The sequence below is a fragment of the Phytohabitans sp. LZ39 genome (assembly GCF_059359075.1).
This window is the reverse complement of record NZ_JCADBM010000006.1, coordinates 99,544-120,859: the sequence shown is the minus strand read 5'-3', so window position 1 is coordinate 120,859 and position 21,316 is coordinate 99,544. Positions and strand designations below refer to the sequence as shown.

Annotated in this window: 19 protein-coding genes; 5 read left to right on the top strand and 14 right to left on the bottom strand. The window is 69.2% G+C overall.

What is annotated here, in order from left to right:
• Window positions 1–54: 54 nt before the first annotated feature.
• The 4 genes from AC5L36_RS14255 to AC5L36_RS14240 all read right to left on the bottom strand — a co-directional run bounded on the left by AC5L36_RS14255 (window position 55) and on the right by AC5L36_RS14240 (window position 2,459).
• Window positions 55–519, bottom strand: a complete 465-nt coding sequence (locus AC5L36_RS14255; RefSeq protein ID WP_441218834.1) for a DUF4383 domain-containing protein — start codon at window positions 517–519, stop codon at window positions 55–57.
• 86 nt (window positions 520–605) lie between these two features.
• Window positions 606–1,445, bottom strand: coding sequence for a cytochrome c oxidase assembly protein (locus AC5L36_RS14250; protein WP_441218832.1), 840 nt, complete (start codon window positions 1,443–1,445; stop codon window positions 606–608).
• A complete protein-coding gene (locus tag AC5L36_RS14245) occupies window positions 1,442–1,876 on the bottom strand; it encodes a DUF2243 domain-containing protein (protein ID WP_494908252.1) in 435 nt (144 codons plus the stop codon). The genes AC5L36_RS14250 and AC5L36_RS14245 overlap by 4 nt, the downstream gene beginning before the upstream one ends.
• Before the next feature lie 37 nt (window positions 1,877–1,913).
• A complete protein-coding gene (locus tag AC5L36_RS14240) occupies window positions 1,914–2,459 on the bottom strand; it encodes a DUF1360 domain-containing protein (protein WP_441218828.1) in 546 nt (181 codons plus the stop codon).
• Window positions 2,460–2,527: 68 nt separating this feature from the next.
• Between AC5L36_RS14240 and AC5L36_RS14235 the strand changes: the two genes are divergently transcribed.
• Complete coding sequence (locus AC5L36_RS14235) at window positions 2,528–2,704, top strand: hypothetical protein (RefSeq protein ID WP_441218827.1); 177 nt, start codon at window positions 2,528–2,530, stop codon at window positions 2,702–2,704.
• Window positions 2,705–2,711: 7 nt separating this feature from the next.
• Here AC5L36_RS14235 and AC5L36_RS14230 read toward each other — a convergent pair whose 3' ends face one another.
• The 3 genes from AC5L36_RS14230 to AC5L36_RS14220 all read right to left on the bottom strand — a co-directional run bounded on the left by AC5L36_RS14230 (window position 2,712) and on the right by AC5L36_RS14220 (window position 7,290).
• Entirely contained in the window at window positions 2,712–2,972 is a 261-nt protein-coding gene (locus tag AC5L36_RS14230) for a hypothetical protein (RefSeq protein WP_441218825.1), read from the bottom strand.
• A 137-nt stretch (window positions 2,973–3,109) separates the two neighbouring features.
• Entirely contained in the window at window positions 3,110–4,048 is a 939-nt protein-coding gene (locus AC5L36_RS14225; RefSeq protein WP_441218823.1) for a hypothetical protein, read from the bottom strand.
• Window positions 4,049–4,071: 23 nt separating this feature from the next.
• Window positions 4,072–7,290: a glycoside hydrolase family 130 protein gene (locus AC5L36_RS14220; RefSeq protein ID WP_441218821.1), complete on the bottom strand. Its 3,219-nt coding sequence runs from the start codon at window positions 7,288–7,290 to the stop codon at window positions 4,072–4,074.
• Window positions 7,291–7,498: 208 nt separating this feature from the next.
• On the opposite strand from AC5L36_RS14220, the gene AC5L36_RS14215 reads away from it, so the two are divergent.
• Together AC5L36_RS14215 and AC5L36_RS14210 are read left to right on the top strand one after the other, a co-directional pair.
• The gene (locus tag AC5L36_RS14215; protein WP_441218819.1) at window positions 7,499–8,548 is read left to right on the top strand and encodes a LuxR C-terminal-related transcriptional regulator; all 1,050 of its coding nucleotides are present in this window, start codon (window positions 7,499–7,501) and stop codon (window positions 8,546–8,548) included.
• A gap of 5 nt (window positions 8,549–8,553) precedes the next feature.
• Window positions 8,554–9,045, top strand: coding sequence for a hypothetical protein (locus AC5L36_RS14210; RefSeq protein WP_441218817.1), 492 nt, complete (start codon window positions 8,554–8,556; stop codon window positions 9,043–9,045).
• Window positions 9,046–9,109: 64 nt separating this feature from the next.
• On the opposite strand, the gene AC5L36_RS14205 is transcribed toward AC5L36_RS14210, so the two are convergent.
• From AC5L36_RS14205 to AC5L36_RS14185, 5 genes are all read right to left on the bottom strand, one after another.
• Window positions 9,110–9,808, bottom strand: coding sequence for a hypothetical protein (locus AC5L36_RS14205; RefSeq protein WP_441218815.1), 699 nt, complete (start codon window positions 9,806–9,808; stop codon window positions 9,110–9,112).
• Window positions 9,809–9,852: 44 nt separating this feature from the next.
• Window positions 9,853–10,713 carry an alpha/beta fold hydrolase gene (locus AC5L36_RS14200; RefSeq protein WP_441218813.1) on the bottom strand — a complete coding sequence of 287 codons (861 nt, stop codon included), beginning with the start codon at window positions 10,711–10,713 and terminating at the stop codon, window positions 9,853–9,855.
• A 54-nt stretch (window positions 10,714–10,767) separates the two neighbouring features.
• On the bottom strand, window positions 10,768–11,403 hold the full coding sequence (locus tag AC5L36_RS14195; protein WP_494908168.1) for a class I SAM-dependent methyltransferase: 636 nt from the start codon (window positions 11,401–11,403) through the stop codon (window positions 10,768–10,770).
• A gap of 769 nt (window positions 11,404–12,172) precedes the next feature.
• The gene (locus tag AC5L36_RS14190) at window positions 12,173–14,065 is read right to left on the bottom strand and encodes a 5'-methylthioadenosine/S-adenosylhomocysteine nucleosidase family protein (protein ID WP_494908167.1); all 1,893 of its coding nucleotides are present in this window, start codon (window positions 14,063–14,065) and stop codon (window positions 12,173–12,175) included.
• A gap of 103 nt (window positions 14,066–14,168) precedes the next feature.
• Window positions 14,169–14,855 carry an SDR family NAD(P)-dependent oxidoreductase gene (locus AC5L36_RS14185; RefSeq protein ID WP_441218807.1) on the bottom strand — a complete coding sequence of 229 codons (687 nt, stop codon included), beginning with the start codon at window positions 14,853–14,855 and terminating at the stop codon, window positions 14,169–14,171.
• A gap of 79 nt (window positions 14,856–14,934) precedes the next feature.
• Between AC5L36_RS14185 and AC5L36_RS14180 the strand changes: the two genes are divergently transcribed.
• Window positions 14,935–15,543 (top strand): TetR/AcrR family transcriptional regulator, encoded by a 609-nt coding sequence (locus tag AC5L36_RS14180; RefSeq protein ID WP_441218805.1) that lies wholly within the window; start codon window positions 14,935–14,937, stop codon window positions 15,541–15,543.
• A gap of 51 nt (window positions 15,544–15,594) precedes the next feature.
• Complete coding sequence (locus AC5L36_RS14175; RefSeq protein ID WP_441218803.1) at window positions 15,595–16,197, top strand: hypothetical protein; 603 nt, start codon at window positions 15,595–15,597, stop codon at window positions 16,195–16,197.
• A gap of 611 nt (window positions 16,198–16,808) precedes the next feature.
• Here the strand turns inward: AC5L36_RS14175 and AC5L36_RS14170 are convergent.
• Together AC5L36_RS14170 and AC5L36_RS14165 are read right to left on the bottom strand one after the other, a co-directional pair.
• Window positions 16,809–19,145 (bottom strand): beta-L-arabinofuranosidase domain-containing protein, encoded by a 2,337-nt coding sequence (locus AC5L36_RS14170; RefSeq protein ID WP_441218801.1) that lies wholly within the window; start codon window positions 19,143–19,145, stop codon window positions 16,809–16,811.
• A gap of 64 nt (window positions 19,146–19,209) precedes the next feature.
• The gene (locus AC5L36_RS14165; protein WP_441218799.1) at window positions 19,210–21,300 is read right to left on the bottom strand and encodes a family 43 glycosylhydrolase; all 2,091 of its coding nucleotides are present in this window, start codon (window positions 21,298–21,300) and stop codon (window positions 19,210–19,212) included.
• Window positions 21,301–21,316 lie beyond the last annotated feature (16 nt).

Sequence of the window (21,316 nt, the reverse complement as noted above, 5' to 3'; positions counted from 1 at the left end):
CCGGGCGACGTCTCAGCGGCGTCGCCCGGCTCGTTCACAGCGCCCGCGGCTCCGTCACGCTCGCGAGGTACCGCGGCGCGGCGACAACAGCAGGCCAAGTGCGATCATGCCGACGGCCAGCCCCAAATGCAGCCAGTTGTCGGCCGTGTTGAGCGGCACGAAGTTGGCCCCGCTGCCGTGGTCGATCACCAGGCCGTAAAGCCACAGCACGGCGTACACGGCCCCGCCACCGATCAGGTAAAGGCGGGCGCCGGAGACTGTACGCGCGAGTGCGAGCCCGGCGATGCCGAATAGCAGGTGGACGATATTGTGCAGGATCGACACCTGGAACACGCCCAGCAGTTTGGCTTCGGACTCATGACCGGCGAACTGCATGTCGCTGAAGTTGGTCGTGATGCCCGGGATGAAACCCAGGATGCCGACCAGCAGAAACACTATCGCGACCGCGAGGGCGACGGTGCTGACGAGCGGTCTGGCGTGGATCTGATCCGCGGCGGCGGATCCGGATCTCGTGGCCATTGTTGACACCTCCCAAAAGAACGTGGCAGGCGCTTTCCCCACCCGGCAGCGAATAAACGGCGCAAACCACCCGGCCTTGGCACGGTTTAGTGGCGGTGCGCGGTACGGAAGCCCGTTCGGAGGTGGAGCGGGACCGCGGGAAGCGGATGTGACCGCGGGACGCGCCGGTACCACGTGGCGAACAAGGCGATGGCCAGCAGCAGCTCGGCGACGTCGCCGCCGTAGTACATCAGCTGGGCGGCGGTGCGCATGGCGTCGGCGTCGTGTCCGGCACCGGGAGGCAGGGTTTCGGCGTGGGCGTAGAGGTACTTGGCGAGTACCGCATGCCCGGCGGCCGCGGCCACGAGCGTGACGGCGCGCGCCGGCAGGCCCGGGCGGCGTGGGGCCGGGTCCGCACCGGCGATGGCCCAGGCGAACAGGTATCCGGCCGCCAGGTAGTGAAGGTGGACGCCGTGGTGTAGCAGCTCGTGATGCTCGGCCGCCGCGTACAACGGGGTCAGCAGCACCAGGAACATCCCTCCGGTGCTCAGCACGGCCGCGGTCACCGGGTGGGCCAGCACGCGCACCGGCGTCGTGCGCAACATCCGCACCAGCGCGCGCCGCACCGGCGACGGACCGGCGCGTAGCAGCAGGGTGACCGGGGCGCCCAGCACCAGCCCCAATGGCGCCAGCATGCCCAGCAGCAGATGCTGGACCATGTGCGCCCGCGGATCCCCGTTCACGTGAGGGGTCGGCGCGACCGCCGCGGCGGCGACGACCGCGCAACCGGCCAGCCACGCGCCGGTTCGCCACCGGCTCCAGGGACGCCGGTGCCGGGCGACCGTCAGCAGGTAACCGCCCGCGAGAAGGCCGGCAAGGAGCAGCAAGACACCGGCCGAGGGACCACCACCCGCGCCGGCGTGCGTGGCGTGGGCCGCCACGCTCATTGCGGGCCGTATCCGCGCCGCCCCGCGGACCGCGCACGCCCGATCACCACGAGACCCACTACCAGCAGCAGCGCCCCGGCGGCGTTCCACGCCAGGTCATAGGGCGGAAGGTGTACGCCGTAGCGGATCTGGTGCACGCGCAGCACCTTGTGATCCACCAGACCGTCGAAAAGCTGGAACACGCCGGCGCAGGCCAGAAAGCCACCCCACGCGGCCAGCCGGTGCAACACCCCCAGCCGGCGCAGGTCGGCCAGCCAGAACGCCCCGGCCACCAAGGCGAGCAGCTCCCCGGCGTGCAGGAGCCCATCCGACAGCAGCGCCACCGAGAGCGTGGACCGGTCGTAGAAATGATGCCAGCCAAGAAGCTGGTGAAACACGATCTCGTCCACCGCCGCCATCACCGCGACGCCGACCAGACCGGCGGCCAACACCGACGAACGCACATCCGCCAGACGTCGACCCCGCCTCTCAGTCATGTTGCTCGCTGCGCCGGGCAGCCGCGTACGCGAACTGTAGGAAGTCTGAGGCGGTGACCGCCGTCATGATCGTGGCCACGAGCCGGGTGGCTCGAGGTGCGAGCACCAGCCCACCGGTCAGCGCGCCAGCCACCCACACAGCCATGCAGAACGGGCAGCTGACCAACTCGCCGACCGCGTGCCGGGTAGCGCTGCCGTCGTCGCGGACCTCTTCGCGCAGCTCGGCGCTGCCCGCCGGTCCCTGATACCGGGTGAACGGCGCCCGCAGCGGGCTGGTCACCGCCTCTTTGGTCAGCAGCCGACTCAGCTTGTGCGTCGCGATCGACACCAGCACGACGTCGGCCAACGCCGGCCGTTCCGGCAGCCGCCGGCCGGTAGCCCGCACCAGGCCGGCGAACCCGGCCGCGGCCACGGTGAACCCGGCCATCGAGGCGACATAACCCGCCAACGGACGGCGCTCCCGCGGAGCGTACCTGCGCCCGATAGCTGCCGCACGGGCACGAAACCCCGCAACGACGGCGGTGGATTGCTGGTTCATGGTCACCTCTGTCCTGACCCGGATCCACGTCCAGCTCCCCGCGGCCGCGGACCTGGGTTGTGCAGCGGGTGTACCCCCCAAGAGCGGCATCAACCGCCACCTGCCTTTCATTCCCCGAGGAGTACGGCGTCCGCGAACGGGCGGACACGGCAATCGCCACCGTGCCCGGCGCCGCCCACAACGCGGTCACCACCGCGGGCGGGCAGGTCGCCGCCCTGACCGACCGGTTTCTGGCATCGAACTGACCTACGCCTAGCGGTTCTCGTCGGCGCGCGGCGACGCCATCCGCGTCTCGGCGTTCTCCACGCCGTCTTCGGCGCCGGCCGGGTTCACCATTCCGTCGTAGTTGTAGGCCAGGAGGTCGACCTCGCCGACCGGTCGCGTTTGCTTGGTGGGGATGTAGCGGTGCACCATGCCGCCGACCTCGATTTCGACCAAGCCGGCGCCGCCGGCCTCCACGACGTCGCCGTCTCGGGGTCCACCGACCAGAACCACTTCACCGTTGGTTGCCATGACCGTCAGCTACCCGCCACTCGACCAGCCAAAACTGCGGGAACTCCGGCCGGCTGTTCCTCGGCCGAGCCGGGTTCGGACATCTTGCGGTGCCGGAGGCCCCGCCCCGGCTCGCACCGTCGCTGGACGAGGACCTGCTACGGGTCGCTCCGGTCGTCCGCCGGAGAAGACGGCGCCGCTGGCCGGTCGGCGCCGCTCTGCGCCGATACCGGGCCGGCCTGGCCCGCGTCGCGTTTCTGGCCCTCGTCCGGTGCGGCCGGGCCACTCGCGGCTGGATCGTGATCGTCGGGCGTGACGGGCTGGAGCGAGCCGCTGTCGTGGTGCGGCAAAGCCATCAGCTGGATCATGACAACCAACGTCGGGACAATGATCGAAATCAGCGTGACCGGCACATACATCGTCGGTCTGGTCCCGCCCTCCCAGTAGCTCTTGTCCAAGCCTGTGAGCACTCCGAACACAGCCGCGCAGATCACGATATACGCTATCGATACGTATGCGGCCAGTTCGACCGCGCGGTGGGCCAAATGACGGATGCGTCGATTGAAGGCCGCGTGAGCGGCGACGGCGACGACACTCAACGCCAAGCAGCTGTTCAGCAGCCAGCCGATCCAGCCTGGATATGAGTCCCCTGTGACGTCTCGCAGGTAGTCGCGAGCCGTCACGGTCAGCTGCCCGACGACGATGACGGCGAGCGCGTACGCGACGACCCGTGTGATCCGAAAAGGCATCGAGTCGGACTCGCCGTGGGCACGGAGAAGCCAAGCGACACCGGCGAACAGGCCAAGAGCGCCGAAGCCGAGCAGCCCAGCCGCGATCATGGTCTCCGTCCAGGCCCGCGCACATGTCCTCTCGCCGGCCACGACGGCAAAGAAGAAGCTGTCCAAGGCGAACGTGAAGAAACCGACGACGAACAGAGCCAGGGCCTCCAAGGACCGCCTTGTCGGTGATCGACGTTCAAGGATCACGACGATCCCGGCGAAAACGAGGCTGGCGACCACTCCGGTCAACTGTGAGTGCAGTCCGGCCGAGCCGATCGGATTCCAGTCGACGCCGATTGACTCACATGTACCGTCCACGTAAACCCTTCCCGCAATCTTGATCAGGCTGTGGCGTAGGCGACGCCGACGGACGCGTCTCCCATGCCGAAGTACAACAGCCACTGGCCGCCGTGGTTCGCCAGGCCGCTGGCGAAGACGACGTCGGGTACCGCGCCGTCGCGTTCGGCGTCGTCGGTGACGGAGAGGATCGGGCCGCCGCCGCGGCGTAGGACCCGCGTGGGGTCGGTGGGCGAGATCAGCGCCTGCCCGACCGCGTACCGCAGCCCGGTGTCCGCGCCGTTGTAGACCAGGACCAGTCCCTCGGCGGTGCGGACCGGAGCCGGGCCCGGCTCGACCAGCCTGGCGTCGAACCGACCCGGGCGGGGCGACAGCACGGGTTGGCGTACCACGCGCCAGCCCCGCAGGTCCTGGTCCTTCGTCCAGGCCGCCCAGATGTGGGTGTCCCCGAAGTACATCCACCATCGCCCGTCGATGGGTTCGGGTAGCAGGACCGCCGACTTGGTCCAGCCCTGCGGCGTGTCGGGGAAGTCGGCGGCCGGAAACCAGTTGAGCCAGTCTTCGTCGGAGAACACGAGGCCGGCGCGTTGCCAGCGCCGCAGGTCGTGCGAGAACGCCATCGCGACCCGGGCGACCTCGCCGTCGTAGGCGGTGTAGGTCATGACGTACCGGCCATTGATCCAGGCCAACCGCGGGTCTTCGCATCCGCCGGGCAGCTCCCACGGCTGTTCCGGGACGAGGACGGGGCTCCCCGGCCAATGGTCGAAGTGGCGGCCGTCCGCGCTCGTCACCGCGGTGATGATCGACGGTGGCGGTAGTCCGCCCGCCGAAGGTCGCGCGGCGACCACCCGGCACAGCAGGGTTACGCCGCCGCTGTCCGCCCACGCGGCGGGATTGAACACAGCGACACCGCGGATCGGGCGCTCGCGGGGCCCGAGTACCGGATTGGCCGGGTCTTTGACGAACGGGCCGAGTCCCCAATGCCCGGCGAGCGTCGCCCACGAGCTTTCGGCGGGGCGGAAGACCGCGGCCGCCTGGCTGTACCCCGCCTCGCCCCACGCCGTGCGCACAGTGTCGAGCAGCTCGTGTACCTCGCCGAGGCGGGCGTGCCCGAGCTCGTCGAACAGCGGCTCGGCCAGCCAGAGCACCTCCGCCGCCTCCTCGTAACGTCCCTGGCCGGCGAAGAACTCGCCGATCTGGAACAGCCACTTGCCCGTCCCCTCGAGGCTTTCGAGCTGGTCGCGTTCCAACGCCAGCGCGACACGCAGCTCCGGTAGCCCGTGCTCCTCGTCGCCGAGATGGCAGGCGGACAGCCCGATCCACCCGCGGGCCGCGGCCTCCCGGATCGGTGAACGCAGCTCAAGCGCGTACCGCAGAGCCCGGCGCAGGTGCGGGATCGCCTCTGCCCATCGCCCCTGTTCGGCCAGCAGCTCGCCGCGCAGCTGGGCGAGGACCGCCGGCTGGTCGGGATAGTCCGGCACCGGTGTGTCGCTCACCGCGTGGTCGGCCTCGTCGAGCGTCGCGGCCGCCATCGCATAGTCACCGGCGCGCGTCGCGGCGATCGCGGTGCTTTCGAGCGCACGGAGCAGCACGTTGCGGCGGTACCGGTCCACGACCGGATGGGCGGCCCGGTCGAGGATGGGGCGGATCAGCTCGACCGCCGAGCGGATCAGCTCGGGACGGGCGAAGTCGGGATTCGCGTTCGACTCGATGCCCGCCATCATCAGCATGTCGGCCCGGACCACGGGATCGGAATGCTCACCGAGCGCTTGCGCGGCCTGTAGCGCGGCGCGGGCGTCGTCGAAGCGCTGGAGGTAGTTCAACGCGCGGGCCACCGCGACCTCGGCCGACGCGCGAAGGGCGATCGTCCCGTCATTCGCGGTCCACGTCCGCGCCGCCTCCGCCAGGGCCAGCGTCGAGCGCCTCAGGCCTTGGCGCACACCAGCTTCTACCCCACGGTGAACACAGATCAGGGCATGTTCGACCTGGCCGGCCTCGTACCAATGGTGGGCCATCGCCCGGTAGCCGCCGAACGTGTGACCTCCCTGCCGCTCCAGCAGCTCGGCACAGCGCTCGTGCAGATACGCGTGGTCGTACCGGTCGGTGGAGACGCGGGCGAGCAGCAGGTCTTGCAGCAGGTTGACGGCGAAGGCGTAGCTGCCACTCTGCGGACCGTCACCGCTGACCAGCATCGCCCGCCCGCGGCACAGCCGGCGCAGGGCACCACGCACCTCTGACAGTGGCAGCTCCGCCACCTCGGCGATGTCGTCCGGACGCATCGGCGGGCCCAACACGGCGCAGACCTCCAGCACTCGGAGGTCGACCTCGGGCACCCCGTCGAGCCGCTCGTTGAGCACCGCCTCGAGCCGCTCGGGCAGCAGCAGGCTCCTCTCGTCCAGGCCGCGGATCGCGTCCTGCACCGACGACTCGGTCCACGTGGTCGGGTCCGGAAACCCGCGGTGGGTCAGCGCGTACAGGTACTCCCCGAGATAGAGCGGGTTTCCTCCGGTGCGGACACCCACCCAGCGGGACAAGCTCGACGGCGGAGCGAACCCGGTCAGCTGTCGCACCAGCTCCGCCACATGCCGGTCGCCCAGACCCCCCAGAGTTAGGCGCGTGGTCGTAACGAACCGCGACAGGTCACGCACGATCCGCTCGATCACGTCGCTCGTCGCGCCGTGCGGTCGGTACGCCGCGACGAGCAGCATGGGCACCGGATCGTCACTCGCCCGGCGCATGATGTCGAACAGCAACGCCGCGCTGTCCTCGTCCATCCACTGAAGATCGTCGAGCACCAACACCAGCGGCCGCTCCGCCGCCAGCCGGTGGGCCAGGTCGACAAGTTGGTCGGCGAGGGCTGTCGCCGGGTGACGACTCGCGCCACGCTCGGCCTGCACCGCCTCGATCGTGGCGCCGAGGATGCTGCCGACGGCGGGCACCGCGGCGATCACCTTCGGCGCCACCGCCCACACCAGCCTGCCCAACCGACTGACGCGACCGGCACGCTGCTCCCGCTCGGCCAGGGTGCGCAACGCCGAGGCGAGTGGACCGTAGCCTTCGCGATGCCTGGTGGAATGCCCCAATCCCACCCACGGCGGACTCGGACCCGCCTCTTGGCCCAGCTCGGCGACGAAACTCCGCAACAGCATCGTCTTACCGATCCCGGCATCGCCAATGATCGGAACCACATGCCCCGAACCGGCACCCACGACATTCGCATACGCCTGCCGCAGCATGCCCAACTCGTGATCCCGATCGATCATGGGCGGACGCGGCAGGCCGACGGACATCAGCACATCCTCTATCCCCTCCCCCGCCGCCGCAGTCCCGATCACGACAAGTCGAGGGCCGCGCTAGTTGCGGAATCTAGCAATGAATTCTGTGATGATCCTTCAGGAATGCAGACATCGTCGTACTCCAGTGCTTGTATCGCTGCGTACCGAGGTCTGTCGGTTCGGGGGAGGGTCGTACGTGGCAGGCAGGAAAACGGGGGTGCTCGCCATTGGTAAGGCCGTACCGGCGCTGGTCCGCTGGGGTGTCTCGGCGGACGCCGATTTGGTGTATCGGTGTCTGCTGACCCTCGGGCCGCAGACCGCCGGGGAGGTCGCGGTCGAGCTCGGCCTGGGGATGCGGAGGGTCCGGGCCGCGCTAGACGAGTTGCTGGCCGTCGCCATCGTCGAGGTGGAGCGCGAGCCGTCGGGGCACGGCACGGACGCCTCGGCCTGGCGGGCGCTGCCCGCGGACGCGGTCGTGACGGCCCTGCGGCGGCAGGCGTTCCGGCGCGCCGCCGCGGCCACCGGCGCCGATACTGAGCCGTTCGAGCGGCTCACGCTTCCGGCGCGGCTCCTGCCGGACCGCGAGTCCCGCCGCCGGCGCATAGCCGAGTTGGCGGCCGTGGAGCGGGTCGAGCACCTGTCGATGCAGCCCGAGCAGGTTTTCAGCACGGACGAGCTGGCCGTCGGGGCGCCGCTGGATGTCGCGGCCCTGCGTCGCGGCGTCCGGATGCGCACGCTGAGCCGCCCGCCCGCGGACGGCGACCGCTCGGCGCAGCACGCGATCGAGTTCGGTCGGCTCGGCGGCGAGTACCGGGAGGCGGCGCGGCTGCCACAAAAGCTCATGATCTTCGACCGGCGGGTGGCGCTCCTGGCCGTCGAGCCCTTCGACCTGGACCGTGGCACGTGGGAAGTCGTGGACCGAGCCGCGGTCGATTCGCTCGTCAGGCTGTTCGTCCGCCATTGGGGAAACGCGGTGGACCCGAGCCGAAACGGCGTACCCGCGATCGTGTTGACATCGCGGGAGAAAGCGATCGTCGCGCTGCTCGCCAAGGGGCATACCGACGCCGCCTCCGCGCATCAGCTCGGCATGTCCACCCGTTCGCTCACCTACACGCTGCGGGGGTTGATGGACCGTCTCGGCGTCGACAATCGCTTCCAGTTGGGCCTCGCACTCGGCGCACTGAACGCGGCGACACCACCCGGCCTATCCACACCCGCCGACATCATCGATGGGGGAAACCATTGAAATACTTGACCGTGCTGGCCGCCGTGCTCGTCACGCTGTTCGTCGTCGCTTCACCCGCGGCGGCGGATCCCGGATGGGAGCGCATCCCGTGCTTCTCCGGAGCCATCGAGCACGCGGAAGCCACCGGCGGCGACTACATCACATTGACCGGATATCTGGACTGCGGTGTGTCGCCCGACAACCCGGGGCCGCGGTGGGGATACGCGGCCTACATCGCGGGCCTGCCCCACGGGACCCTGAACGACGAGGACATGCACTGGTACTCATTTGGGGACAGGACGGCCTTCTCCAACATGATGCTGGTCGAGCCGCTCCCAGAGCTGGGGATCTGTGTCGTCACGGACTACGACGTGCGGATCGCGTGCGTCAAAGTGACCCGAAAGAGCTCGACTTCGCCGGTCCAGGTGTGGGCCACGTCCGTCGACGACGAACTTGTCAACAAGCCGTTCCAACGCCGGTCCGAGGGGGATCCCAATCCGGTCTGCGGCCATTGCTAGTGCGCTGGCCCGGGTGGGCGGCCGAAGGCCGCCCACCCGGTGGCGTCCGGTTCGTCGCCGGCCGTCACAGAAATTGCTCCTGCCGCCATGAGCGAGGCGCGATCGTGGGCGGCCCAGGCAGCGCCGGCTTGATGGCGTGCCAGCTCGCCCGCCATGTGCTCGGCCCACGTGCGAGAGTCTCGCAAACGTCGTCGGCCAGCTCTACGGGGCGGCGGCCGCGCCAGGGGGTATCGACGAATATCTGATAGTCGTCGTCCAACCGGAGGGCCACCCGAAACAGTTCAGGGTCACGATAGTGATTGGCCACCCAACTGACGGTGAGGCTGTGAGTCCGCAGCACATCGCGGTCCACGTGGGTCAGGACGAGTCGCCCGGCGGTCCGCTCGGCGGTCTCCCAGGAATGGTCACCGGCCGCCCGCCGCACTTCCGCCTCGTATTGAGCGGTCCGGAAGGAGACACCGCGCCGCATGGGCACCTCGAGCAGCCACTCCCAGTGCACCAGGTCGCCGTCAGCGCTGATGGTCACGTCGGTCGATCCGCAGCCGTACACGCCGCAGGTGCACCGGGCGATCGGCACCGTCCGCGGCCGGGGGCCGGCGAGAAGCCGGTTCGTGGGAATCAGCAAGTCGTACGGGTCCATCCCGAGACCCGCGCCCGCCGACGTCATCTCGGTGCCGTTGACGTAGACCTCGACCTGAAAGCCACCCCTGGCATCCTCGGGCGCGGGCACCACCGCCAGGCGGAGGGTATCGATCCCAGTCATGCCAACATCATCCCCGCGGCCGGCACGAACTCGTACCGAATTCACTACGCGAGGAAGCGGTGCAGCGCCGCCGCCAGGTCGTCGGGGTTTTCCTCGGCAACGTGATGTCCGGACTCAATCGGCTCGCCCCGCAGGTCCGGAGCCCACGACCGCCACACAGCGAGCGGATCGCCGTAGAGATCCTCCATGTCGTCACGGGTCGACCACAGAAACAGCGTCGGACAACGGACGGTGCGACCGGCACGCCGATCGGCTTCCTCATGATCGCGGTCGACGCCGAGACCGGCGCGGTAGTCCTCCAACATCGCCCGCACGGTGGCTTCGTCGTGGATGGCTTCCCGAAGTTCGCGGTAGTTTTCGACGCCCATGGTCTGCGGCCGCGCGCTGTCGTACCAGGCGTCAGGATCGGCGGCGATGGCCCGTTCCGGCTTGTCCGGCTGGGCGAAGAAGAACCAGTGGTACCAGTCTCGGGCGAACCTCGCGTCGCATCTGGCGAGGGCTTCGCTGATGGGCACACCGTCCATGACCACCAGCCGGCTGACCGCGCCGGGATGATCCAGCGCCAGACGTAACACCACGTAGCAGCCGCGGTCGTGGCCAACCACGGCGAACGTCGAATGGCCCAACTCCGCCATCAACCGGACCATGTCTCCGGCCACCGCACGCTTGGACTGCTGGAGGTGGTCCGCACGAAGCTCCGCTTTACCGGACTGCCCGTAACCGCGCATGTCAGGGCAGACGACTGTGAAGCCACGACTCACCAGCCGTGGAGCGACACGATGCCACGTCGACCCGGTACGCGGATGCCCGTGAATGAGCAGAACCGGAAGCCCTTGCCCGGCATACCGGACCCGCAGCTCCACCTCCCCCACCCCGACCCGCGTGTCGATGAAACCGTCGAACATACGCGGCAAGTACCCAACCCGACGTGTTTCATCGCCTGTTGGCCGTTCCCCTGGCTAGGCGGCCTGCTCCGGGCGGTTTCCGCTGCCCCAGTAGAACGGACCGGCGGTCGGATGTACCTTGATGCGCCAACCGATCCGGTCCAGCTGTCGTTCGAGGTCCGCCGGCGAATGCGGGACCTTGAGGATCCGATAGGCCGTCCCGTCCGTGAGCCGCCGTTGAATCACCGGGGAACGCTCCCCCTCGATGAGCTCCTCGTCCGTGCGATACCCGTCGTCGACGAAGAACACCCGTCCGTCCGGTTGGAGACAGTCGGCGACCAGCGACCAGAACGACGCGAAGCGTTCGGCCGGAACGTGCGACAGCCAGAACCCGAAGAACACGACATCGTAGCGACGGTCCGGCCGCCAATCGAACAGGTCTGCCAGCACGAATCGCACCCGCCGCGGGCCCACCTTTGCCGCGGCGATGCCGAGCATCTCGGCGGAGGCGTCCACGGCCGTGAGCTCCGTGGCGTGTCGCAGCAGCTGGCTCGTCCAGGTGCCTGGACCACAGGCGAGCTCGAGCACGCTGCCGGCAGGCCGGAAGGCGTCCAGCGCCTCGACCAGCTCACCACCGCCGGGAAGCGGGAGCGCGTGGTCGTCGTACTCGGGCGCGACCGCCCGATAGAACGCGGCCTGCTCGTCGAGCAACGCCGCCAGATGATCACCATCGCCCATCCGTCGACTATCGCCGAACCTCGGCCGAGCCGCAACGGCAAGGCGGCACGCTCGGGGCCCCGACCGTCCGCTGCCAGGCCCGCGGCGATCTCGGCCCGGCGGGTCCGCGGCGGCCGGGGTGGCGCGGAGCCGGGGGGCGGTGCTGGGGTGCGGCCGCGGGCGAAGACGTACAGGCGCAGCACCAGAAACCGGCCGATGCCGGCCAGCGCGGAGGCGCCGAGGTAGACGGCCTGCTCCCAGCGGATGCCGGCGGATGGCCGCACCGCGTGCAGAAGGAGGACAGCAGCGGAGGTGACCAGGTAGGCGGCGGTGGCCGAGCCGGCGGACTGAAGGTGCTCGTGCCATCGCGCGCGCCGGCCGGCGCCGAAGGTGAAGCGTGCGTGCAGCTCCGTGCAGAGCAGCGTGGTGGCGACGGTGATCAGCGCGTTCGCCGCCACCCATGGCATGAGGGTGGCCACCAGCGGCACCGCGGCGCTGGAGGCGAGACCGACACCACCGCCGAACAGGACGAACCTGGCGAACGAGCCGAGTGCGCTCTGGCCAACCGGTCGGGTGGCGGCGGTGTCGGGCTTTCGCATCATGCTCTCCAACGGCCGGTCGTCATCTGGCGCCCGGCGGCTCGTATCTCCGCCGTGCACACCGACCCTGGCCGCCCCCGCTGACACCGCCCTATCAGCGCGCTGACACGCACGCCTCGCCCGCCTCCACGCGATGACAGGCGCTCACCCGGCGTGGGACGCCGCTAGCAGGCGGGGCGGGTCCAGGCCTCGCCGTCGTCCGGTAGCGCGGCGTCGGGCACGAGCCGCACCTCGTAGTCGGCCGAGGGCAGCCGGACCACCTCGGGCGGCACCGTGCTGTCGCCGATCGGCCGCAGGAGCACCCAGTACGAGTCGCCGTCGCTGGCGACCACGCTGGCGGCGCGGTCCGGTGGGCGCCGGCACAGCGCCAGCGGGTCCTCGCCGGGGTGCCGTGGTGTGATCGTCGCTGGGCGTACCGGCGTCGGCAGAGCCGCGGATTCGTGGTCGAACGGCACGTAGCCGAGGTCCAGCGCGATGCGACCGGCGGTCGCCCGCCCGTCGAGCCAACTCACGATTCCCCAGAGCACCGCGGCGAGCAGAGCCGACGACGCCACGAGGGAGGCGGCGACGATCCGGTGTGCCCGCCACCGAGGAGCCGCGCCGCGAAAGTCGCGGATCGAGGGCATGACGTCGGTCCACGCCTGTTTGACGAACGCCCAGGGTGTGGTCTCACCCGTGTCTTCGGCTCGCCGGTGGAGCCGCAGCTCGCGGCGGATCCACAGCCCGAGGAACGCCATCGCGACGCACACGGTCGTGAAGAACAGCACGAGGGGCCACGGTCCGGGCAGCCATCTGTTGGTCGCGGCGGCCAGGACGAAGAGGAGCGCGAGTGTCGCCGCACCGATTCCGGCACCGCCAAACAGGTGCTGCGCCTTCTGCCTGCCCGCGCGGCCGGTGAGTCCAAGGGCGAGCATCCCGACGATCACCACGGCCAACGACCGCCCGACGCTGTCCGAGATGAACGCCAAGCCGCTGAAGGTCGTCAGGCACAGCATGGTGGCCAGGGCGGTTGCGGGTACGGCGGCGCGGGTCGGTTCACCCGCGGGCAGCAGTGCGGCACCCGCGACGAGGGCGATCAGCGCGACCGCGGTGACGGCGAGACCGAGGACCGCCTGGAAGAGGAGCGGGCCCACCATGTCGGCGACGCCGATGGGCAGCTCGCTCGCCTCGGCACCGAGCGCCCCGTAGAACCCGTCGAGGGCCAGCCGGATCGCGTAGTACGCGACGATCCCGAACACCAGGAGCGACACGACCGCCGCGGTCGCGAGACGGCGGCGGGTGACCCGCCTGGCCCATCGCTCGCGCGCTTCGTCCTCCGCCCGCACATCGCTGAAAGACCTGATCAGCGCCATCGCGAACGCGGCGGCGTTCGCCGCCGCTTTCGGTTTCCACCCCGCGGCGTCGGTCTCTTTCTTGGTGCCGTCGGCGGGGTCGCTGATCCCACGGATCGTGAGCGCCACTCGCGCACCGCTCAGATGGTCCGCCCGCAGCACGCCGGAATCCTCCATGTCGACCGCGGCGGCGTCGTCGTACCGGGCACGGATCGAACCCACGTCGCCGTCCTGGAGCACCTCTCCGGCGACGATCGGCGCGAAATGCACCGCGGTCGACGACTCCAGATGCGCCTTCCACGCGCCGGTGCGTTCGACCTGGTGAGCTATCTGGACCAATTCGTGCGCGGCTTCCCAACTGCGGACCCGTGGGCGAAACCCGTCCGGCGTCCGCACTCCGCTGTGGTAGTTGTAAACGAGGGTCCCGACGACCACGTCGCCGAGCTTGACCTCTTTCCTGAGCCCGCCGGCCACCCCGACGAACAGCATCGCTTTCGGGGTGAACAGCGCGCTCGCGCGCTCGGTCAGCGTCGCGGCGGTCTGGTTGCCGTCACCGATGATCGCGAGCGCCACCCGGCAGGTGCTGCCACGACCGGTGCCGATCTCGAAAAAGGTCCCCCGATGGCGGATCACCTTCAACTCCACAAGGTGGGAGCGGATCGCCTCGTACTCGGTCTTGATAGCGGTAAGCACCACGACATCGGCGTGGACCCCGGACTGGTTCAACAATCTCCCTCCGCAAGCGACCGATAGTCACATCGACGCAGCGGAGATCGCATCCGTCAATCGGTTGACTTCTTCCGGGACCGACCTCGGCGGTCCGGTACACCTACCAACTCAGGTGGCCGAACTCGTCGGTGAAGGTCCCGGTCGGGCCGTCCGCGTCGAGCGTCGCCAGGCGTACGACGGTCTTGGCGCTTTCCACCGCTGGCCTTCCGACGCCGAAGGCGGCGGTCATGTCGGTGGCGGTGGTGCCGGGCTCGAGTGCGTTGAACTTAACGCCCGGCTCGGACTTGGCGTACTGGACGGTGAGCATGGTGGCCGCCGACTTGGACGCCGCATAGAGCGCGAGCGGCAGGTTGAACTCCGGCCGGTCGGGATTGGTCACGGCCCAGAAAGATCCCATGCTGCTCGACAGGGTGACCACCGTGGGGTTCGAGGACTTTCGCAGCAGGGGCAGGGCTGCCTCCGTGACCCGGACGATCCCGACCACGTTGGTGTCGAACACGCGCAGGGCCGTTGGTCCGTCGACGCCTCCGGCTCCGAGGATGCCCGCGTTGTTCACCAGGACGTCGAGTCGACCCTCGGCTGCGTCGATCGTCGCCAGCGCTTCGCTCACGGACGCGTCGTCGGTCACGTCGAGCCGCACGAATCGTGAGCCGAGCGCCGCCGCGGCCTTCTCGCCCCGCTCGGCGTCGCGTGCGCCTATGTAGACGGTGTGGCCCAGTTCGAGAAGCTGTTTGGCGGTCTCGAAACCGATGCCCTTGTTCGCGCCGGTGATCAGTGTGACGGTCATGCCGGCCACGCTAGCCCACTTTTGTACCGATCGGTTGGTGAGGCGAGTCACGTTTTGTACCGAGCGGTAGGCTAAGCGCATGAGCACCGATAGGCCGACCACCGGACGACCCCGGGCTTTCGACGAGGAGACGGTCCTCGGCCGCGCCGCCGAGGTCTTCTGGCGCTACGGCTACGAGGGGGCTTCGCTGAGCGCCCTCACCAGCGCGATGGGCATCAACCGGCCGAGCCTGTACGCCACGTTCGGAAGCAAGGAGCAGCTGTTTCAGCGCGCCTTCGCCCGCTATCACGCGACCCAGGTGGCCAGTGCCCGCGCCGCACTCGCACAACCCACCGCGCGCGCCGCCATAGAAGCCTTTCTCCGCTCCAGTGCCGACGCCCTCACCGCCGACGACCACCCCGCCGGCTGCCTGTCCATCCAGGGAGGCCTGGCCTGCTCGCCGGAAAACACCCACATCTCGGAGATCCTCGCCACCGGCCGGGCCGCCACCGAGTCCGCCCTCGAAGAACGACTGTCCCGCGCGGCGAAGGAGGGAGACCTCCCGCCGGGGATGGACGTCCGGGCGCTGGCACGATTCGTGATGGCACTCAGCGAGGGCCACGCCGTCCACGCCGCCGCCGGCGCGAGCCGCGAAGACCTCCACGCCTCCATCGACATCGCCCTACGGGCCGTCGCGCTCCGGTCCTGATTGCTATCGTGGCGCGGTCGTTATGGATGGTTGCTAACCAAGGGGGATCCGTTGACGCCAGTAGCCGCCGCGTGGACTGTTCGCGAAGCAGTCGACCGGATCGTCCAGCTCGGGCTCACCAGCCCTGACTCCGCGGACGCGATGACGAGTTCCGGGCACCGCGACGACCTGGATCAGTCGTTGCTGGACGGCTATGACTCGCTGCCCGAGGCGCTGGCCGAGATCCTCGAAGAAGCCGGCATCGGGTTTCAGGTCGGCACCGACGACGACGTGACGCCCGGCTACGAGGCTGACGCGTACGGCTCACTTCTCGAGGAAGCCGCGCAGTGCACCGGCGGCCTGATCACCATCACCGACGTCGAGATGGGCCAGGACGACGGGTCCGGGCCGCGTCTCGAGTTCCGGTGCAACGACAAGCCGTGCTCGTGGCCGGTCGAGCTGCGGGGCGAGTACCTCGACCTGATGGCCTTCACCCAGTACATCGACGACCTGAACGCGCCACCACGGGTGTGGGACAGCATCGACGTCGACGAGAGCGAAGGCTGCGACCCCGGAAACCTCGAACTGAGAAACTTCTACTTCTTCGGCGAGCGCACCGCACTCCGTCAGCTCGCCACCGACTTCGGCGTCAAGCTCGTCCGACTCGGCGACTGAGATTTGACCTCCGCGCCCCTGACACAGCGTCACCAGCACTCGGACAGGACTCCGAGATCTAGCGACCTTTCGGAGTCAGGGTCTGCTCGAAACAGGTTTCCCGGATTCGCGTCAGCGGCGGACCGCCGCTCCCGCCGGAGACCGCTGCGGCCGGCGGCTCGCAGCGCTCGCCGAAACCCCCGGCCTCCGCTGCCACGCTCGCGCGGCAAGCCCTGGTGAGGAGATCGTGGTACTTGAGACCCCCTATGGGGGTCTGGAATACCACGATCTCTTGGGCACGACTGGAGGCCTTCGCGGGCCGGCTGTGGGCCGATCTGTCGGGAAGGCGATCGAGCTGCACGCAGCAATGCGTCCACACCCGACGGCCTCCCCTGCTGGCGGCGGGCCGAATAGGGGTGGCCACTCCAGGGAAGCAGAGCAAAGGCACCCCCGCCCGCACCTACCCAGCCGGGGCCGTAAGGCCCGGCGCAGCCGCCGGGGTGAGCGCGACCAGCGGCGGACGAGTGAGGCCGCGGGAGCAGCGGTCTGGACCACGACGGACATCGCGGTAGCTCACATCTCTGTCCAAATAGGCATCCAGAGGCCGAAGCTACCCCGACTCCGAATGCTGTCTAGTTGACGCGGACGAGGCGCCAGCGGTTGTCGGCGCTGCCGTTGTCGGGGTCCTGGACGGCTTGCGTGCCCCAGGCGGTGCCGCCGTTGAGGACGCCGAGGAGCTTGCCGCTGTTGGCGTTGCGGATCTTGTACGTGCCGTCGCCGTTGTCGACCAGCGTCCAGCGGTGGTCGGCGGTGCCGTTGTCCGCCCACTGGAGCACGCGCGCGTTGTCGGCGGTCGACATGTTCTCCACGCCCAGCACCTTGCCGCTGTGGGCGTTGCGGAACCTGACCGCGTTGCCGTCGGTCACCATCACCCAGTTGTGGTCGGCGGTGCCGGTGTCGCCCCACATGACGGCCAGGCCACCGTCCGCTGTGGACATGTTCTGCACGCCCAGGACCAGACCGGTGGCGGCGTTGGTCAGCTTGTACGTGCCGCCGGTGCCCCCGCCCGATCCGGTGTTCCAGTACACGGTGTAGTTGAAGCCGTGCGCGTCGTGGAACGGGCCGATGTTCACGGTCGCGCCGTTGGCCGTCGCCGTGAACGCGAGCGCGGTGGTGCTGGTCCGGGTGATCGTCGAGGTGTTCAGCGAGGGCAGCGCGCTGAGCGACGTGTTGCCGTAGTTGCCGCACAGCACCGCCGGGCCGTACGTGATCGCCTGGACGTTGGTGTTGTCGTTGGCTGCCTGCATGATGACCCGCATGGGCAGGCGTACGGTGATCGTGTCACCCGCCGCCCAGGTCCGGGTGACGGTCGCGTAGCTGCCCGGCGTCGTCGAGACGCTCTGTGCCTGGCCGTTGACGCTGATCGTCGCGCCGCTGGTCCACGCGGGGATCCGGATCCGGACGCTCCACGAGCCGCTCATCGTGCCGGCGAGCGTGAGCGTCGTGGTGTCGGCGACCGGGTACGTGGTGCTCTGCGTGACGGTGATGCCCCGCTGCGACCAGTCCAGCACCGACGGCACGAACAGGTTAACGGTGAGGGTGGTGCCCTCGTAGAAGTAGATGGAGTCCATCAGCCTCGTGTTGACCTCGACGCCGGTGCCCTGGCAGCACCAGAACGAGTTGTAGTCGGTGCTCCACGTGCCACCGCCCCACGCCGGGCCGACGCCGCGGCGGCCACCCGGGTTGAGTGGCGTGAAGTAGGTGATGTGGCCGCGGCTGTCGGCGGGGTTCTGCGCGCCGATGAGGTGGTTGAGCAGCGCTCGCTCGTAGTAGTCGAAGTAGGCCGCCCGGTTCGGGTCGATCAGCCACAGCTCGCGGGTCAGCTTCAACATGTTGTACGTGTTGCACTGCTCGCACGTGTCGGTGTTGAGGTAACCGGCGATCGCGTTGGGCGCCCGGAAGTGCTCGGCCTGGCTGTTGCCCCCGATCGCGTACGTGTGCGCGTTGACGGTGATGTTCCAGGCGTTGGTGGCGATGTCGCGGTAGCGGGTGGTGCCGGTGGCCTTGTACTCGCGGGCGGCGCCGATCCACTTGGGCACCTGCGTGTTGGCGTGCAGCCCGTTGAGCTGGTCCTGATTGGACGCGAGCGGGTTGAACACCGCGGCGTGGTCGAACCGTTGCGCGGTCGTCAGCCAGCGGCCGTCGCCGGTCTGCTGGTAGATGTCGGTCAGCACGGCGTTCATGCCGCCGAACTCGGTGCCCAGCATGGCCTGCATCTGGCTGGCGGACAGCCGCGAGGTACGCGTGTCCACCCATCCGGCGAGCGCCAGCAGCACGGTGCGGGCCTGTGTGTTTCCGATGTACCGCCACGCGTCGAGCAGTCCGGCGAGCGTCTTGTGGATGCAGTAGTAGGGCACGTTGCCGTTGCTGAGCGTGCGTGCCTCCAGCGCGGCGAACTCGGACTCCGGGAAGCCGGACAGGTAACCGGCGCCGAACCCGGCGGCGCCGTTGTTGGCCTGGCACTTGGCCATCTCGGCGACCATGTAGTTGGCCTTGTCACGGCACGTGGTGTCGCCCAGCACCGCCCACGCCTGGGCCCACGCGGTCAGGAAATGCCCCTGCATGTGTGTGCGGAACGGGAAGGTCGGGCTGTCCCAGCCTCCGTTGGACGCCGCGCCGTTCGTGGAGAGCCGGTGGTTGGCGCGGAAGTTGTAGAGCAACCGGTCGACGTCGACGAACCGCAGGTAGTTGAGCGTGCGGGTCTGGTTGTCCATGAACCGGCCGGCGGTGAGCCGCACCTGGCCCAGCGGAAACGAGTACGCCGAGACACCGAGGTCCGCGCGTGCCGGCGGGAGCTCGGCGGCCGACGCCGCACGCGGGCCGAGGAGCTCGGCTCCGGTCGCCGACACGAGGGCACCGCCCGCGGCGGCCTGCATCAGGCGGCGCCGGCTCAGAGGCTGGGAAGGCATGAGAACTCCAAGGCTCGTGTCAGGTCCGGACGCCGGTGCCGGCGTCCGGACCTGACGGACAGGGTCAGGGGGTGGTGAGGTCGAAGCGGCGCACGGTCACCGCGCCGCCCAACGCCGACGTGGCGTAGTTGAAGACGCCGAACCGGTAACCCATGAAGAACTGCCACGCGTTGTTGAGCGTGAACGCCGGCCCGAGGGCCGTGAAGGTGGTGCCGTCGGTGCTGTACGAGAACGTGGCCTGACGGCCGGAGCCGGGCCTGATGTCCGCGCTGGCGCGCAGCCAGATCCGGCCGCCGGAGATGCTCGCGGAGGCCTGTTCGCTGCCGGTGCCGGTGGTGGCCCAGCTGGAGTTCATGGTCAGCCCGTTGGTCATCGACACCCGGTAGGCGCCGTTGTCCCGCCGCACACCGATCCACGCCGACGAGTCCCGCAGCATCGCCAGGCCGGCCCGGTCGCCGTTGGCCATCGTCGAGTAGTCCAGCTCGATCGTGGCCGTCGAGCTCGGCCCCTGGATCCGATGCGTGACCGTGTTCCGGGCGTTGTACAGGTCGTTGGTCACGGTGGCGGTCTGAAGGCGCAGGCCGTTGGCGACGGTGAACCGGCTGGTGTCCGGGTTGTGGTTCCACTCCCACCGGTGTCCCAGAGTGGGGCCCGTGAAGGTGTCCGGTCCGGTCATCGGCGCCACGGTCATCGAGGTCGTGATGTTGGGCTTGGGGTAGTTGACCGCCCAGCGGCCGTTGACCGTCTGCACGCTCGGCCAGCCGTCCGACGACCAGTTCAGCGGCGCCAGGGTCGGCATGCGGCCGCCGGGGTAGGCGTCGGTGAAGGCCATGTAGTACCAGTCGCCGTTCTGGGTCTGCACGATCCCGCCCTGGTGCGGCACGCCGCCTCCGCTGATGGGGCCGGGCAGGTCGAGCAGCACCTGCCGCTGCTCGTACGGGCCCCACGGGCTGGACGAGCGCAGCACGTACTGTCCGTTGGCCGGTCGGGTGAGCCAGATGTAGTAGTAGTTGCCACGCTTGTACATCCGGGCGCCCTCGAGGGTGCCGATGTTGGACGGGGTCTGGTACACCGTCTGCGCCCGCACCTGGCTGGTCAGATCCGGCGAGAGCTGCGCCACGCTGATCGTTCCGTTGCCGTACGCGACGTACGGGGTGTCGTTCGTGTCGAACAGCAGGCCGGCGTCGTAGTAGCAGGGCAGCCGGGCCCGCTTGGTCCAAGTGCCGTCGACCGCCGCCGCCGTGTACACATAGGAGCGGTTGAACTCGATGCAGCCCAGCCAGTAGTAGGTGCTGTTGCTGGCGCGATAGTTGAGCGTGGACGCCCAGATGCCCTTGACGTAGGCCCGGCCGCCGCTCATGTCGTAGGCCGAGGACTCGAAGTCCAGCCGCGGCACCGAGTGCCCGGCGTACTCCCAGTTGACCAGGTCGTACGAGCGCAGGATCGGCGCGCCCGGCGAGTAGTGCATCGTCGAGGCCGAGTAGTAGTACGCGTCGCCGACCCGGATGATGTCGCCGTCGGCGAAGTCCTGCCACACCACCGGATTGGTGAACTGACCGGTGCTCGGCGGCGGCGTGGTGGGAGTGGGTGTGCTGCCGCCGACCTGCACGAGCTGCCACTGCTGGTTGTTGCCACCCCAGTCGGTGTACTGCACGATGTTCGCCCCGTCCGCCGTCGACGCGTTCTGCACCTCGACGGCTTTGCCGCTCTGCCGGCCGATCAGCCGCACATAGCCGCCGGCCGAGTCGGCCAGCCGAAACTGCTGGTTCTGGCCGTTGCCGTCGGCCCACTGCACGATCGCGGCTCCGTCGGCGGTGGAGAGGTTGTAGACGTCGAGCACCTTGCCCGAGTGCCGCGACTTCAGCCGGTAGTAACCTCCACCGGAGTCCACGAACTGCCACTGCTGGTTGTTTCCACTGCTACGTGTCCACTGCGTGATCCGCGCACCGTCGTTGGTGGCGAAGTTGTACACGTCCAGTGCCTTGCCACTGTTGCGATTCACCAGCACGTACCAGGCGCTGGTGTCCACTGTGGCCGCTGACGCCGACGACGCGGCGACCGCGACAAGAGCGCCACCCACGACCACCGCCGCCGCTGCGCCGGCGAGCCCCGCTCGCCAGCCGCGACGCCATCGTGTGGAAGACCCAACCGGCATCCCTGCTCCTCCGTTA